This window comes from Paenibacillus glucanolyticus NBRC 15330, from assembly GCF_004000885.1.
GTDB lineage: Bacteria > Bacillota > Bacilli > Paenibacillales > Paenibacillaceae > Paenibacillus_AQ > Paenibacillus_AQ glucanolyticus.
Genome location: NZ_BIMC01000006.1, coordinates 110,745 through 125,646, shown reverse-complemented (window position 1 = coordinate 125,646; position 14,902 = coordinate 110,745). Strand labels below are relative to the sequence as shown.

Below are 14,902 nucleotides of genomic sequence, written 5' to 3'. Positions count from 1 at the left end.
TAGAAGGCATCCGCAAGGATACCATTCTATCGCTTCTCATGATTAACGTATCATTTTCTTATAAGACTTGATGGTCTGCGTATGCATGCCTTCATGATACATGCTGAACGCAAGGAGCTCGCCCACGGTTTGGAACGTCAGTGGACCGATGGTCAGCGGATGTGCTGGAGACTGGTCCAGACGATTCGAGAAGGTTTCGCGAATACGCGCGGTTTGTTCTTGCAAAAGCGCTACCAGTTCGGATAACGCAGGCGGCTCAGTGGTCCAATCCGCAGGCTTGGTACCGGTTGCGAACCATGCCTCGAAGCCTTCCGGCATTTGTACAGGCTCACCAGCCGTTGCAAAAGCGAACTGTTCATGCACGGTGTAGATATGTCCGAGGTTCCAGCGAATATTGTTCGTGAATCCCTCCGGAATGATATTGGCCTCTTGCTCCGTTACATTTTCTACCGTTTTGATCGTTCCGCCTCTAGCAAAATCCAATTGATTGAAAATAGCTTCATTCATATTATAATAACCCCTTCCTATTGGTACGTAACTATACTAACGTAGTATTCTCCCTATCGCAAGGAGCCTCAGGAGATTTCCCGCAGCCTTTTGAAGGTAGACACAAAACAGTGCCGTGCTGTTCTGACCCTGATCCATTTGGACCGCTCCCGTGAAAATGTTTATACTATAGTAAATCTGTACATAAAGGAGTCGATCAAGATGAACTACTGCCGTCTCGGAAGCAGCGGACTCAAGGTTTCGAAGCTCGGCCTGGGCACGAATGCTTTTGGCAAAAGGGCCGATCAAGAGACTTCGACACGCATTATCGACCATGCACTGGACCATGGCATCAATTTCATCGATACCGCCAACATTTATGCGGGCTCTGAATCGGAACGAATCATCGGACAAGCACTGTCCGGCAAGCGTCATAACGTCGTATTGGCTACGAAGGCAGGACTTGTGAATGGCCAGGGACCCAATGAGCGGGGCTCCTCCCGTTATCATCTGCTGCAAGAGCTTGAGAACAGCCTTAAGCGGCTGAAGACGGATTATGTGGACCTGTATCAGATTCATACCTTTGACCCCCATACTCCTCTTGAGGAAACCTTGCGCACGCTGGATGACCTGATGTCGTCGGGAAAAGTGAGATATATCGGCGCCTCCAACTATGCAGCTTGGGAAATTATGAAGGCGCTTGGCATCAGCGAGCTTAAAGGATATGCCCGGTATGTGTCCACCCAGACGAGTTACTCTCTCGCGGACCGAACACCGGAACTGGAGCTGGTCCCCCTCTGTCTGGATCAGGGCGTTGGCATCATTCCGTATTTCCCTCTGGCTGGCGGTATTCTTACCGGCAAATACAGCCAAGGCAGCAGCACGCCTTCCGGCTCCCGTGCCGAGACCGATCCGAACTTCAATCGCTTCCTGGAAGATCACAATCTAAAGCTCGGTCAGCAAGTCAGTCAGCTCGCCGCAGAGCACGGTCAATCCCCAAGCGCTCTTTCCCTTGCCTGGCTGATGAATCGCCCTGCGGTGTCCACGGTCATTGTCGGCGCTACGAAAACCGAGCAGCTGGATGATAATCTGAAGAGTCTGGAAATCGAGATCGATGAGACACTAGGTTCGAGCCTGGACGAAGTCAGCAACGGCTTTGTGTATGCCAAGCCATTTGCGACGTATCGACTGGGTTAAATAAACCACGCCAAAAAAAAGCCGCTCAACGAATGGTTGAGCGGCTTTCCATTTCAAGCTGGCCTGCTGTTTTTCTATTTCAGGATCTCTTCAATGCGAGTTTGAACCTCTTCGCTGAGTTCAATGCCGGATGCCTTCGCATTCTCGGTTACCTGTTCCGGACGGCTTGCGCCGACAAGCGCACTGGCAACGTTTGGTTGACGCAGAATCCAGGCAAGCGCCAGATTGCCTACGGACACCTCAAGCTCTGCCGCAATCTTCTCAAGCTCATGAACCTTCGCGATTTTTTCCTCGGTAATGCCTTTGCGCATCCAATCCAGCTTCGCAGCGCGGCTGTCGGCTGGAATATCCGAAGCGGAGGTGTATTTCCCTGTGAGCAGTCCTTGGGCCAGCGGGGAGAATACCACCTGACCGATGCCCGAGCGCTCGCTGAGCGGAATGATTTCCTTCTCGATATAACGTTCAAACATGTTGTAGATCGGTTGGTTTACCACGATACGGTCCAGCAAATAACGATCCGCTACGGTCAATGCTTCCGCGATTTGCGAAGCCTGCCATTCACTGACGCCAACATACAGCACTTTCCCTTGGCGAACGAGATCATCAATCGCGCGAAGGGTTTCGTCAAGCGGTGTTTCCGGATCATGACGGTGGCAGTAGAAAATATCGACATAATCATGGCCCAGACGCTTCAAGCTGGCATGAGCCTGCTCCATAATGTGCTTGCGGGACAAGCCGCGATCGTTCGGACCATCACCCATCGGCCAGAAAGCCTTGGTCGCCAGCACATACGATTCACGCGGATACGCTTTCAGCGTTTCGCCAACCAACACTTCAGCCGCACCCTTTTCATAGACGTTCGCTGTATCAAAAAAGTTAATACCCAGGTCATAAGCCGTCTTGATGGCGTTCACCGCGTTCTCGCGCTCAACATAACCGCCGTATGTAAGCCAGCTTCCCAAGCTGATCTCACTGACCTTGAGTCCTGTGCGGCCCAATTTTCTATATTTCATTGCAATTCCTCCTTCAATAAGATAACGATGGTGGTACATCTGTTATTCTAAATTAGTTCCTATTCTTAGGGAAGAAGTGAAATGTTCTTCACTATATTATAGAGAGGATAGCTGATATACTTGAGTATAGTTAGTAGAATATCGGAGGGAGCCTTTCATGATGGGGAATAAATCGAGCAGCTACATACCCAAAACACCCGAACATATCGAATGCAATATCGAAAAAACGCTACTGGTCTTAGGCGGAAAATGGGCATTTCTTGTCATCCGCGAGCTCTTCGGCGGCACGAAACGGTTTGGCGAGCTCCAGCGGAAGATTCCGAACGTCAGTCCGCGGGCACTGACCACAACGCTTCGCCATCTGGAAGAGCAGGGCGTGCTTGAACGCGAGGTATTCCCTACCGTTCCGGTTACGGTCGAGTACACCTTGACCCCCAAGGGCATGGATCTGCACGTCATCTGCAAGGAAATGAAGCTGTGGGCGGCGCGGTGGACCTGACTCTCTCATATAAGCCATATAAAACAAGACACCTTTCGTAATAGAAAAGGTGTCTTGTTTGGCATTCGGCTGACCGTTTCACCCGGCTTCATCACACTTCCGCGTAAGCCTCCGCAGCTGCATGCAGATAATAAGCCAGTCCCGTCTGCTGCTCCTCCAGCATTCGAAGATGAAATTCATCACGCAGGAAGAACTTCGCATGCCCCGCAAAATCGGCAGCCGAGAAGGTGTGACCCTGCTCGTTCATAAACTGCAGATGATTCCGAATCGAAAGCTGAACACGCTCATCATCGTGCTTGATCCCGGTTATGAGAGCATTCGCTATGGCGGACATAAAAGCGGCTGCTTCCCTCGCCTGCTCGTTCATACTGGAAACATCGACAGGCTCCCCCTCCAACAAATCCACGTCATACTGCTCTTTCAGATGCTGATTCTGCTCCGCTAACGCATCCTCCCATTCTTCTGCACTGCCGAAGCCATTAAACAGATCTTGAGGTTCCATCGCCAGACCCTCCTTCGTGTAATGAATGGAACGCCGTAAAGTCTGAAGGATGCTCTCCAGTCGATCCTGCCTCTCCTGGAGCAGCTGCTCCTGCTCTGACAAGATGGAGAGCCGCTCCGGCGTCTCCGTCAGCAGCTCTTTAACTTGCTCCAAAGAGAAATCCAACTCCCGGTAAAACCGGATTTGCTGCAGCCGTTCCAGCTCCTTCGTCCCGTACAACCGGTAACCGGCATCACTTATTTCGGCAGGCAAGAGCAAGCCGAGTTTATGATAATGATGCAGTGTCTTGATGGTCACCTTGGACAGAATCGACACTTCTTTTACCGTATATAACATAGGTGTTCCCTCCTTCGACCTTCAGTCTAAGGCCTCCTCTTAGAGGAGAGTCAAACCGAAAAAACCTAAAAATAAGACGAGTGCTTCTGCACCCGCCTCATCTAGTTCTTACCGTATACTATATCGCATATAAGACGCCTCATGTTCTCTTGGTTTCAGGTCATGCAATTCCATTATGGCTGTTCCAGTTCCAATCCCCAAGCAACCCCTTGTCTCATTACGCTTGCAAACGCCTCGTTCATCAGTCCTTCCTCCCGGTGGGCAGGCGTGATGCAGACCACTTTCCCGCTTCCGTAAGGATGAGCCCAGCCCGCGACGGACTCCCCGTCCACAGACTCCGAACGAAGGAACACTTCCGTCTCTTCTTCCCGGCAATGCACAAAGTAATGCTCATCCAGAAAGCCGAAGCGATCGCCCCCTCCTCCCAGAGCTGTCCCGGCTACAGGCGTATAGATCACCTCGCGGTGCACATCCGGATGATAGTCAAAGCTGCCGCGCAGCATGTTAACGTACTCTCCATCCTCCGCATATGACGCGAGCCCCGAATGCCAGGCTATCCATACGCCACCGGCGGCAACATAAGCCTGAATCTGATGCTCCGCCTCGCTGGTCATCCAGCGCTTGTCAGGGCTCCCTTGAGGATCAATCCGATCCTCGGCAAAGAGCACCACCGCATCCGGCTGTTCCTTCAGCCTATCGGCTAATTCGGTTACGGCCCCATAGCGAAGCTGAACCAGGCCTTGTTCCACAAAGGGCTTCACGATTCGGTTCAGGGAATCCGTGGCGAGCTGTCTGTCATGATAAAAATCGCCAACGATGGCCAGTATGTGTTTGGGTTGTGCCATTATAAACTCCTCCTTTCCTTGGTGCAGCACTCATAGGATCGAAACGCAGGCCCTGATCTAAAAAGGCATCGTCTCGCCCTTATGATTGATCATCCAGCCGTCCTGCTCCGGCACCATGCGGCGTTCCACCAGATCCAGCAGGCCCTTGGCGGTATCCACGGGATCACCCGGTGCCTGATCTCCGCCCATCGGGGTACGAATCCAACCGGGATGCACGGCGTACACCATGAAATTATCGGCAGCAAGCGCCTTGCGGAGCTGGGCCGTGAAGAAGATCAGTCCGCTCTTCGATATCGCATACGGATAATCGCCGCCATAGGCGCCCGTGAAGCAGCCAGCCTCGGACGATACGTTGATAATGGCGGGTGCCGAACTCCTGCGGAGCTGTGGCAGCAGATGTTTTACCATTTTCATGGGCCCATAGAGATTGGTCTGCATGCTCTTCTCGACATCGTCAAAGTTTAAGTTCTCGATGACTTGATCCCGGCCATTCAGAATGCCGGCATTGTTAATGACCGCATCCACTTGATCCCACATCTCATGGATCTCTTCTGCCGCGGATGCAATGACGTCTTCCTGATCCACATCGAGATTCATGATCTGTAATTGCGCCGGGTAGTCGGATCGCAGTGCTCGAAGCTCTGGATGACTGCGCTCTGTGTTCCGTACGCCCGCCACGATCTGATGCCCGCGGCCAAGCGCCTCCCTCGTCAGTTCGAGGCCCAGCCCCTTATTGGCTCCGGTGATCACGATGTTCAATATGGTTCACCCCTTTGATGGTTGACTTCATTCTATTCCTTCTCTGCGAATGGGATCATTCTTCTCGTTCCCGTTGTGCATACCTCTCTAATCCTGCTTCGGACCGAGCTCCTGCAATCCAAGCGTAACGCCAAGTTTATCTTCGGAGTCAAAATAGCCGTAACGGCCTGCCCCATACTCGCCTTTATGGTTCAGCGGATACCCTTTCCCTTCCAGGAAATCAATATGCTGATTAAAACCGTTCACGGTGAACATTACAAAATGCACGCCCTGCCCGCGGGATTGCTTGTATTCATTCCACGGACTCGGCTCATCATAGGGCTCCAGCAATTCCAGCACCATCGGTCCCATCTTCAGGACACACATCTTCGTCCGGGTCGGGCGAAGCTCCCCCCGCTGCCACGTATACGAATCCTCCGTCGGTTCCGGTGCGGCATGCGGATCGGGTATCGATATAGGCGGCATCTCCATGCCGAATAATTCACAATAGTGCCGGGCCGCCGCTTCTATATCATGGACGACGATTCCCATTTTGAGCAAGTGATTGTTCTCCATATGATTCATTCGGCTCTCTCCTTCATCATGAAGATAATTCTTATTTGTCGTTCTCCAGCAGCTCGATCAGTACCTTCAGCTCACTAAACGTATCCACGTAGGCGTAACGGCCGCCCGTATATTCCCCCTTCTGGATTAGAGGCATGCCGCTGCCATTCAGAATCTCAAGCTTCTCCTTCATCCCCTCAATGACAAATGCAATGTGGTGGACCCCTTCGCCATGCGTATCCAGAAATTCGCGCCAGGTCGATGGCTGCTCATCCGGCTCAATCAGTTCCACCTGCAGCTGGCCGCAGTCAATGAAAGCCAGCTTCGAACGGGCTTCCGAAGGACCGCCGTTGTATTCGGTCTGTGCGACTTCCCGAGTATCGGTCCAGAACCATGTCGGAGGCTGGATGCCGAAAAATTTAGCATAACTCGCTCCCACCTTCTCGATATCCTTCACGATAATTCCGATCTGTGTAATGACTTTGGTTCCCAGCATACTTTGCTCCATAATTTCCATATCTCCTTCTAAGATCAAGTTTGATGGCTTGGTATATTAACGCGGAGCAGATTACTCCTCCGCTTTAAACCCGTTGGATAGCTTGAATAAAACTAAAGTGATCAGCAGCGCAATGACGAGCAGGATCCAGGCCATGGCCGAAGCGTAGCCCATCTTGGCATACTGGAAGGCATTTTGATACAGGTACAGGGAATAGAACATCGTGGAGCCGTCCGGACCGCCGTTTGTGATGATGAAGGATTCCGCAAAAGACTGCAGCGTCCCGATCATGCCCGTAATGACATTGAATACAATCGCCGGTTTCAGCATTGGAATTGTAATATGAAGCACCTGTCTCCATGAGCTGGCCCCATCGATTGAAGCCGCTTCGTAGAGGGAATCCGAAATGCCCTGGAGCCCTGCCAGATAAATAATGATCATCTGTCCCGAGCCCCAGAGTGCCATCAGCACAAAAGCCGGTTTTGCCCAAAAAGGACTGGAAAACCAACCGGGTCCCTCGATCCCGATGAACCCGAGAATCGTATTAAGCACGCCGTTGTCCGGCTGCAGCACCCAAATCCAGAGAATCGACAGCACAACAAGCGGAACCAGCGTTGGCAGGAAGAACACCACCCGGAAGAAAGCCAAGCCCCGAATGCGCCGGTTATTCAGCAGAATCGCGATGAATACCGACCCGACCGTTGTCACCGAGATGCCAACCACAATCATGAACAGCGTGTTGTACAGCACCTTGTAGAATAAGGAATCCCCCGTAAACAGCTTGACGTAATTGTCCAGACCCACCCACACCGGCTCATTGATGATGTTGTAATCAGTCAACGAGTAATACAATGAACTGAACAATGGATATGCCGTAAATAGCAGGAACCCGATGATCCAGGGTGAAATGAACAGCAGCCCATTCCTCAGATTTTTACGGTCTGTCTTGGAAGACATGATGCCCCCATCTCCCCTCTATCCTTTAATTCCCGAGAAGGTAATCCCCTGGATGAAATATTTTTGAAGCAGGAAAAAGATGACGAGCACCGGCAGGGTCATACTCACGCCGACAGCCATCAGCAGCGTCCAGCGCGGATCGTTGACGGACATAATCTGCTGGATGCCAAGCGACAGCGTATACAGCTTGTTATCGCTCAGGAAGACGAGCGGACCGATAAAGTCTCCCCAGGCTCCTGTGAAGGCGAAGATCGCCACCGTTATAATGACGGGCAGGGATAGCGGCAGAGTTAACTGCCAGTAAATACGAAACTCCGATGCACCGTCCACCTTGGCCGGTTGGGACAGCTCTTTGGGGATGCCTATGAAAAACTGCCGCAGCAAAAAGATAAAGTACGCATTGCCAAGGAAGGCCGGAACCACCAGCGGCTTGAACGTTCCGATCCAGCCGAACTTCTGGAACAGGACAAACAGCGGTATCATCGTCACCTGAAACGGCAGCATCATCGTCATGAGCACTACGATAAACAAGGCATCGCGGCCCTTCCATTCAATGCGGGAGAAGCCGTAAGCAACCAGCGTATTAGCTAATACTCCGCCAAGGATCGCCATTGCGCAGATGTAGAGCGTATTCTTGAAGTACAGCCAGAACGGAAACTGCTGAAATGCGGTTACATAGTTGGACCATACCGGCTCGGACGGAATCCAAACCGGCGGGTCCGCGAAGAGCTCCGTATTGCTCTTGAGCGATCCGGATATCAGCCACAGAAACGGGATGATATAAGCAAGTGCGGCCAAAATCAGAATGATATAGATGACATAGGTTTCAATAGACTGTCCCTTGAATTTGGTGCGGATAGAAACCACCTCACACTTCTTCTAACCGGAAGGTCCGGCTGACTAGTGCCTACAACTGATAACAGCTTGATCAAGCCGCCCTTACTTCTTCTTGTCTACTTCCTCCTGGAGCTTCTTCTGGGCAGCCTGAAGCAATGGCTGCGGATCATGGTTGTTATAGATCACGCTGTCGCGCAGCAGCATAAGCTCGTTGGACATCTCCTTGGCAACCGCCGTCAGCGCCGGATGGCCGGAATCCGGGGAGCTTGCGACTTCACGCACGATTTTATAGATCTCATCGCCCTCTTTATCCCACTTGATTGCGTCGTTTTGCTCCTTGTATATGGACAGCGAACGCCACTGGTTGATGTTGTCGGCCATAATTTCCGGTTTCACCCCGAACAGAATGAATTTCATGGCGGCTTCGGAATTCTTCGCGCCTTTGGGAATCATGAAGATATTCGTGCCGAAGTTGGACGAGTTCTTCCGCCCTCCATCCGGTGCCGGAATCGCAGCTACCTTATAATTCACATTCGGAGCATACTGCTTCAATGCGTTGCTGAACCAATTGCCGTTGATGGTCATCGCAACCTTGCCCGAGAAGAATGGATGATCCGGGGAGAACGCCCCGCCAAAACCGGAAGAGAACGATTTGATTTTCTCGGGATTGTATTTCTGTGCGTACGTGTTCATCCAGTTGTACATCTCTATCAGGTGCGGATCATCGAGCTTCACTTGTTTGGAAGCGGTGTCATAATAATCTGCGCCAAAGATATAACCCCACATGTACGACTCGTCCCCGGCGTCCAGCCAAGGGATGAAGCCCAGTCGATCGATTTTATCGCCATTCAGCTTCGTTAATTGCTCAGCCGCAGCATCCAGCTCCTCAATCGTTTGCGGTGGCTGATCGGGATCGAGACCGGCTTCCTTGAACAGGTCCACATTGTAGTACAGCAAGTTGACGTTGGAATCCTCAGGGAACAGGTACGTTGTGCCCTCCACCTTCATTAGATCCCGGTAAGCATCCAGAATTTCATCCTCTTTAAAATCCGTAGCTGCAAGCAGGTCGTCGATCGGCATCAATGCCCCCTGGGCAGCCAGTGCGTATGCGCTTGCATATTCATTCGTAATGACAACATCCGGCGGGTTGCCCCCGGAAATCGCTGCAAGCAGCTTGCCATTCGAAATGCCGCCATCCGGCGGAACATAAGTAGCATTAAACTCAATATCCGGATACTCCTTCGTAAATTCGTCCATTCGCCATTGATCCCATTTCTCTGAATCACCGCCCCATGGATACCAATACGTTAATTTCCCTCCATTCGATGAGTTTCCGCCTGCATTCTGCCCTTCTGAGGCACCTGTGCAAGCAGTAAAAACGAGACTGAAGCATAAGACAGTCAACAGCAAGACCCATCCCCTGTTCTTCATTGGCCAATCCCTCTTTTCGTTTAGGATAAGTTTCTCGTCTCCTTATTTCTCTATTGATTTGGATGCAAATTACGCGAATGACTGCCCTCCTTTTTTTGTGAACACGTGTTTATTTTGAATCAAGAAGCAGCTTACCTGAGTAAGCCAACCTCCTGGATCAAACTGAACTTGATAGTTAACCAATCTAATACGCTGTCGTATGCATCACCGCAATGGCTGGCAGGAATCCCGGATCACCAGCTCGGTTGTTCCCACATAACGCTTCGAATCCGTCGAACTGACTTCAATCGTTTCAATCAATTTGCCGGTCAAAGCATCCATCATATCGGAAAAATCCACATGAATGGACGTCAGCGCAGGATGAATCCTCGCACTTAACAAATGATCGTCAAAGCCCATTAATGAAATATCGCCGGGCACGTTGATGTCTGCCTCGTTCAATGCACGCAGCGCTCCGAAGGCAACGCTGTCGTTGCAAGCAAAGATCGCTGTCGGTAAATCCTTTGTCACTTTGAGCCAATGCTGCACGGATTGATAGCCGCTTCGCTCCGAGAAGTTGGATGGAATGATCCAGTCGGACCGGACCTGCAAGCCATGGGCCTCCATTGCCTGCCTGAAGCCCTCCAGCTTCTCCGGTCCCGACCAGCGCAAGGGGTCTCCGGCAATATGCGCAATCTGGCGGTGTCCCAGACTGTAGAGATAATCGACACCCTGCCGCATCCCCTCCAGGTTGTTGAAATTGCTGATCACCCGGTTAGGCTCAGAGCGCCCTTCCAAATGCTGATCGACCACACCGACCACAAAGCCATCCGCAATCAGCTCCTCAATGAACGGCTCGTGATTCGCTGCACCGATAAAAATGCCTCCGTCGATCCGCTGCTGGTAGAACGTATTCTTCACATTCCGCATGATGTCATCGTCTTTCGTATTGCGGATAATGTAGGTCAGCACGTAATATCCTCTCTTGGATGCGCTCTCAATTACGCGGGTAATGAGTGCGTTGGTGAGCGAATCGTTAAACACTTCCTCGCGGGAAACCATGAACAAACCGATCGTCGACGTTCTCTTCCCCGACATAATCCGCGCAGAGAAATTGGGTGCGTAATTATACTGCTCGATCACCTGCATGACCTTCTCTCGCGTAGCCTGGGGAACATTCGGGTAGTTATTAATGACTCTGCTTACCGTGCTGCGAGAAACGCCGGCCATTCTGGCGATCTCCGTGCTGTTGATTTCAGACTTTTTCAATCGGGTCCCACCTCATTAACACGTGTTCATAAACGGGCGTGTATATAATATGTACTGTGTTGTCCATAGAAGGTTGTAGACAAGGTTCTATGCAGATTTCTCCGTGACATGTCAATCGGATACTATCACTGAATCGTGAACACGTGTTTACATTTACAATGTAATCGCTTCAAAATGTTTTGTCAATATAAATAATCAAATCACGATGGCTCCAAATTGCCGTAATTCCTTACGCCTGCCCGGTCTCTATTAGAAAAAATGATTTTTCCTCAGTAGTTTGCTAGAATGGTCAAATATGCAAACGTATAACAGAAAGGATGTTAAACGAACTATGAAAAGAAAATGGTTGAAATACACCATGCTCCTGTTATCCATTGGAGTCTTGGGGATCGTCTCCTACTACACCTACTCTATCATCCAATTCTCAAACCATATTTCCACGGCTGTGAAGCCAGCCGAAGAAACTGATTCGGCTCACAACGAAGTTGTTGAAATTCCTAAATGGGAAGGAAAAGAGCGCATCAATATCCTCCTCATCGGCGGGGATTCCCGCGGTGATGACGCTGGCAGATCGGACACCATGCTGGTTGCCTCCATCGATCCGGTTACGAAGAGAGCCCATCTATTCTCGTTATTGCGCGATACTTATGTAGAAATTCCCGGGCATGGCAAAGGACGGCTGAATTCGGCATTTGCTTATGGAGGGATCGAGCTGACCAGACAAACCATCGGCGATTTGTTAGACTTGCCCATACATAAATATGTATATACGGATTTTGTCGGGTTCATAGCGCTTGTCGATTCATTAGGCGGAGTCGATATCGAAGTAGAGAAAGACATGTACTATACCAGCAAAGCCGACAAGCACATGTACGACATTGATTTGAAGCAGGGACTGCAGCATCTGGACGGTAAAATGGCCCTGCAATACGTGCGATTCCGGCATGATGCCAAATCTGATTTTGCTCGGACGGAACGACAGCGCATCCTGATGACGGAAGTCGCCAAAAAAATGCAGACCACGAACTCTCTTATCAAACTTCCGGGCATCCTGGATTCGATTGCGCCCTACATCGAGACTGATTTAAGCCCCAAAGAAATGCTGAAGCTGATGGCTCTCGGCTTTGACGTGAATCTGGACAAAATCGACCAGCAGCAGCTTCCCCCGTTCTCGCTGTTGTCCAACGAGAAGGTCGGACGAGCACAGGTGCTTGGCGTAGACAAGAATAAATTGCAAGCGTATGTGAAGCAGCTATTCGAAAATGACACGCTTCAATAAATAACACGTGCTGGGAGGGCTTAGCCCTCTCTTTTTTTTCGCTTTTTCTATACCGTCCGAGGACGCTCCTGCAGCAAATCCGACGGGGCGCTGCCCGTCACTCGTCTGTAAATCCTGTAGAAATAGGAGAGATCCTGGTAGCCGAGAAATTCGGCAATCTCCTGGACCGTCAGCTGCGATTCCGTTAACAAATAGGCCGCACGCTTCATCCGCTGGGCATGCACGTATTGGCTGATCGTCTGCCCTGTGACACTCTTGAACAGCACGGCAGCGTAATTAGGTGTTTTGGCAATGGCATCACCGAGCTCCTCTTTTGTTATTTTCTCGCGGTAATGCCGCTCGATATACGACTTCATCCGCTCCACATGCAGGTGTTTCTCCGGCGTAATTGCGCCTCTGTCGAGCTCCCGGCTGATATAAATCAGCACTTCTGTCAATAATGCTTCTATTAGGATGACATAATAAGAGGGGCGCTCGTGCCACTGCTGATGAATTACCTTCAAACGCTCGTGAATCAACTCATAACAGCCGGGTTTATGTTTCAGTGCTTCTGCTCGTTCAAGCACCGACAATCCCGTCGACAGCGCTTTGGTCCATTGAACCATGATTTGAGTATGCGTTACGGTGGGGATGCTCTTCCCATAATACGGAACACCGGCTGGAATAAGCAGCAACTCTCCCTTCTCCATAATCAGCTTATCTCCATTCACCCAATATACACATTTTCCATATGTCACAAGGCTTAAGTGCCACGTTCCCTGCTCTGGATCAGCTTCTTCATACCAATCGACACCGCTAACTTGCCGTACTTCCACCGGGGTACCCATGATTCACCTCATCTCCATACTATATTCCAATCATTGTACTATAGTTCATATCATGATTCGACAAGACAGGCTACAATGTGATCATTAAGAATGATTTAATTCAATCGAATGCTGCAAAAAAATGCTGGAGGATACAATTAAAGGAGGAGCAACCATGCAAAAAACAAAAATGATCTGTACAATGGGACCTGCGTGCGATTCCGTTGACATCTTGAGGGACATGATCCAGGAGGGAATGACCGTTGCCCGCTTAAATATGGCACATGGAGAGCTGGAGGATCATGCAACCCGTATCCGGAATATTCGCCGGACAGCTGCCGAATTAAATACGTATGTGCCCATCATGATGGACATTAAAGGCCCCGAGGTGCGTATCGGCAAGCTCAAGGAGGCTTCCTGCCTTCTGCAGGCAGGTCAGGAGCTGATCCTGACAACAGAGGAAATTCTGGGGGACGCACAACGCATCTCGGTCAATTATGCCGAGCTGCATCTAGTGGTTAAACCCGGTGACCGTATACTGATTGATGACGGGCTTGTGGACCTGAACGTACTTCATGTTGACGGCAAGGATATTCATTGCAAAATCATTAGCGGCGGTACTCTCAAGCCGCGTAAAGGCGTCAACCTGCCAGGAATCAAGACGACGCTGCCCGGTGTGACGGAACGGGATATCATGCATATCGGCTTTGGTCTGGAGAATGGCGTCGAGATCATCGCCGCTTCATTCGTGCGCAGTGGCGATAACATCCGTGAAATCCGCAGCATCCTGAAGGAACGCGGTGCAGAGCATGTGTTAATCATCTCCAAAATCGAAAACGGTGAAGGCATGGAGAACCTGGATGACATCATCGAAGCTTCAGACGGAATCATGGTCGCCCGCGGAGACCTCGGCGTAGAAGTGCCAATCGAAGAGGTACCTATGATGCAAAAAGAAATGATTGATAAATGCAACCTCGCCGGTAAGCCGGTTATCGTGGCAACCCACATGCTGGAATCGATGCAGGTTAATCCACGACCAACCCGCTCCGAGGTGAGTGACGTGGCTAACGCGGTGATTCAAGGTGCCGACGTTGTCATGCTGTCCGGAGAATCTGCCGCAGGCAAGTATCCGGTTGAGTCTGTGCGCACGATGGCGGCAGTTGCCCGCCGTGCCGAGACGATGATCGACTACAAGGAGCAGTTTGCATTCAAATCCAGACAACAAGTGGCGGATATTACCGAAGTCATCAGTCAAGGGGCTGTCAGCTCTTCCCTCGTCCTGAATGCCAAAGCCATCATTACGGCAACAGAGAGCGGATTTACCGCGCGAATGATATCGAAATATCGGCCGCAGGCACCGATTATTGCCGTTACGCAGCATGAAGAAGTGTTGGCTAAAATCTGCTTGCTCTCCGGCGTCATTCCGGTCAAAGGCGACAAGGTTACGACTACGGACGAAATGTTCGAATCCGCTACCCGCAATGCAATCAAGACAGGCTACATCGAAAAAGGCGACATTATTGTATTGTCGGCCGGTGTGCCGATCGGTCAATCCGGCAACACAAATCTCATTAAGGTTCAGCAAGTGTAATATGTAATCTATAAGGCCTCCAATCGATTTATTCGGTGCCAATCCGTCCCTCTGGGCATATAACTAACTCAGAGGAA

At 50.7% G+C, this 14,902-nt stretch carries 16 protein-coding genes; 4 read left to right on the top strand and 12 right to left on the bottom strand.

The annotated features are described in order from the left end of the window. Positions 1-42: 42 nt before the first annotated feature. On the bottom strand, positions 43-507 hold the full coding sequence (locus PGL02S_RS11990) for a DinB family protein (protein ID WP_006208455.1): 465 nt from the start codon (positions 505-507) through the stop codon (positions 43-45). A 201-nt stretch (positions 508-708) separates the two neighbouring features. Between PGL02S_RS11990 and PGL02S_RS11985 the strand changes: the two genes are divergently transcribed. Continuing rightward, positions 709-1,683 carry an aldo/keto reductase gene (locus PGL02S_RS11985; RefSeq protein WP_006208453.1) on the top strand — a complete coding sequence of 325 codons (975 nt, stop codon included), beginning with the start codon at positions 709-711 and terminating at the stop codon, positions 1,681-1,683. 74 nt (positions 1,684-1,757) lie between these two features. Here PGL02S_RS11985 and PGL02S_RS11980 read toward each other — a convergent pair whose 3' ends face one another. Beyond that, positions 1,758-2,696: an aldo/keto reductase family protein gene (locus PGL02S_RS11980; protein WP_036642838.1), complete on the bottom strand. Its 939-nt coding sequence runs from the start codon at positions 2,694-2,696 to the stop codon at positions 1,758-1,760. Positions 2,697-2,856: 160 nt separating this feature from the next. Here PGL02S_RS11980 and PGL02S_RS11975 point away from each other — a divergent pair, with 160 nt between their 5' ends. After that, the gene (locus tag PGL02S_RS11975; protein ID WP_036642884.1) at positions 2,857-3,195 is read left to right on the top strand and encodes a winged helix-turn-helix transcriptional regulator; all 339 of its coding nucleotides are present in this window, start codon (positions 2,857-2,859) and stop codon (positions 3,193-3,195) included. Between the two features lie 91 nt (positions 3,196-3,286). On the opposite strand, the gene PGL02S_RS11970 is transcribed toward PGL02S_RS11975, so the two are convergent. From PGL02S_RS11970 to PGL02S_RS11930, 9 genes are all read right to left on the bottom strand, one after another. Next, complete coding sequence (locus tag PGL02S_RS11970) at positions 3,287-4,033, bottom strand: MerR family transcriptional regulator (RefSeq protein WP_036642841.1); 747 nt, start codon at positions 4,031-4,033, stop codon at positions 3,287-3,289. Positions 4,034-4,206: 173 nt separating this feature from the next. Further along, complete coding sequence (locus PGL02S_RS11965) at positions 4,207-4,878, bottom strand: ThuA domain-containing protein (protein WP_036642843.1); 672 nt, start codon at positions 4,876-4,878, stop codon at positions 4,207-4,209. A 57-nt stretch (positions 4,879-4,935) separates the two neighbouring features. Continuing rightward, positions 4,936-5,628: an SDR family NAD(P)-dependent oxidoreductase gene (locus PGL02S_RS11960; RefSeq protein WP_306766011.1), complete on the bottom strand. Its 693-nt coding sequence runs from the start codon at positions 5,626-5,628 to the stop codon at positions 4,936-4,938. A gap of 96 nt (positions 5,629-5,724) precedes the next feature. Further along, complete coding sequence (locus tag PGL02S_RS11955) at positions 5,725-6,201, bottom strand: VOC family protein (RefSeq protein ID WP_036642846.1); 477 nt, start codon at positions 6,199-6,201, stop codon at positions 5,725-5,727. Positions 6,202-6,232: 31 nt separating this feature from the next. Beyond that, the gene (locus tag PGL02S_RS11950) at positions 6,233-6,688 is read right to left on the bottom strand and encodes a VOC family protein (RefSeq protein WP_006208446.1); all 456 of its coding nucleotides are present in this window, start codon (positions 6,686-6,688) and stop codon (positions 6,233-6,235) included. Between the two features lie 60 nt (positions 6,689-6,748). Continuing rightward, a complete protein-coding gene (locus PGL02S_RS11945; RefSeq protein WP_036642847.1) occupies positions 6,749-7,633 on the bottom strand; it encodes a carbohydrate ABC transporter permease in 885 nt (294 codons plus the stop codon). Positions 7,634-7,651: 18 nt separating this feature from the next. After that, the gene (locus PGL02S_RS11940; RefSeq protein ID WP_036642848.1) at positions 7,652-8,500 is read right to left on the bottom strand and encodes a carbohydrate ABC transporter permease; all 849 of its coding nucleotides are present in this window, start codon (positions 8,498-8,500) and stop codon (positions 7,652-7,654) included. Positions 8,501-8,572: 72 nt separating this feature from the next. Then, positions 8,573-9,901: an ABC transporter substrate-binding protein gene (locus tag PGL02S_RS11935; protein ID WP_036642849.1), complete on the bottom strand. Its 1,329-nt coding sequence runs from the start codon at positions 9,899-9,901 to the stop codon at positions 8,573-8,575. A gap of 204 nt (positions 9,902-10,105) precedes the next feature. Continuing rightward, positions 10,106-11,149, bottom strand: a complete 1,044-nt coding sequence (locus PGL02S_RS11930; protein WP_006208442.1) for a LacI family DNA-binding transcriptional regulator — start codon at positions 11,147-11,149, stop codon at positions 10,106-10,108. A 331-nt stretch (positions 11,150-11,480) separates the two neighbouring features. Between PGL02S_RS11930 and PGL02S_RS11925 the strand changes: the two genes are divergently transcribed. Next, a complete protein-coding gene (locus PGL02S_RS11925) occupies positions 11,481-12,428 on the top strand; it encodes an LCP family protein (protein ID WP_036642851.1) in 948 nt (315 codons plus the stop codon). Positions 12,429-12,475: 47 nt separating this feature from the next. On the opposite strand, the gene PGL02S_RS11920 is transcribed toward PGL02S_RS11925, so the two are convergent. After that, positions 12,476-13,255 carry a helix-turn-helix transcriptional regulator gene (locus PGL02S_RS11920; protein WP_036642853.1) on the bottom strand — a complete coding sequence of 260 codons (780 nt, stop codon included), beginning with the start codon at positions 13,253-13,255 and terminating at the stop codon, positions 12,476-12,478. 154 nt (positions 13,256-13,409) lie between these two features. Between PGL02S_RS11920 and pyk the strand changes: the two genes are divergently transcribed. Next, entirely contained in the window at positions 13,410-14,825 is a 1,416-nt protein-coding gene (pyk, locus tag PGL02S_RS11915) for a pyruvate kinase (RefSeq protein WP_006208439.1), read from the top strand. The last annotated feature ends 77 nt before the right edge of the window (positions 14,826-14,902 follow it).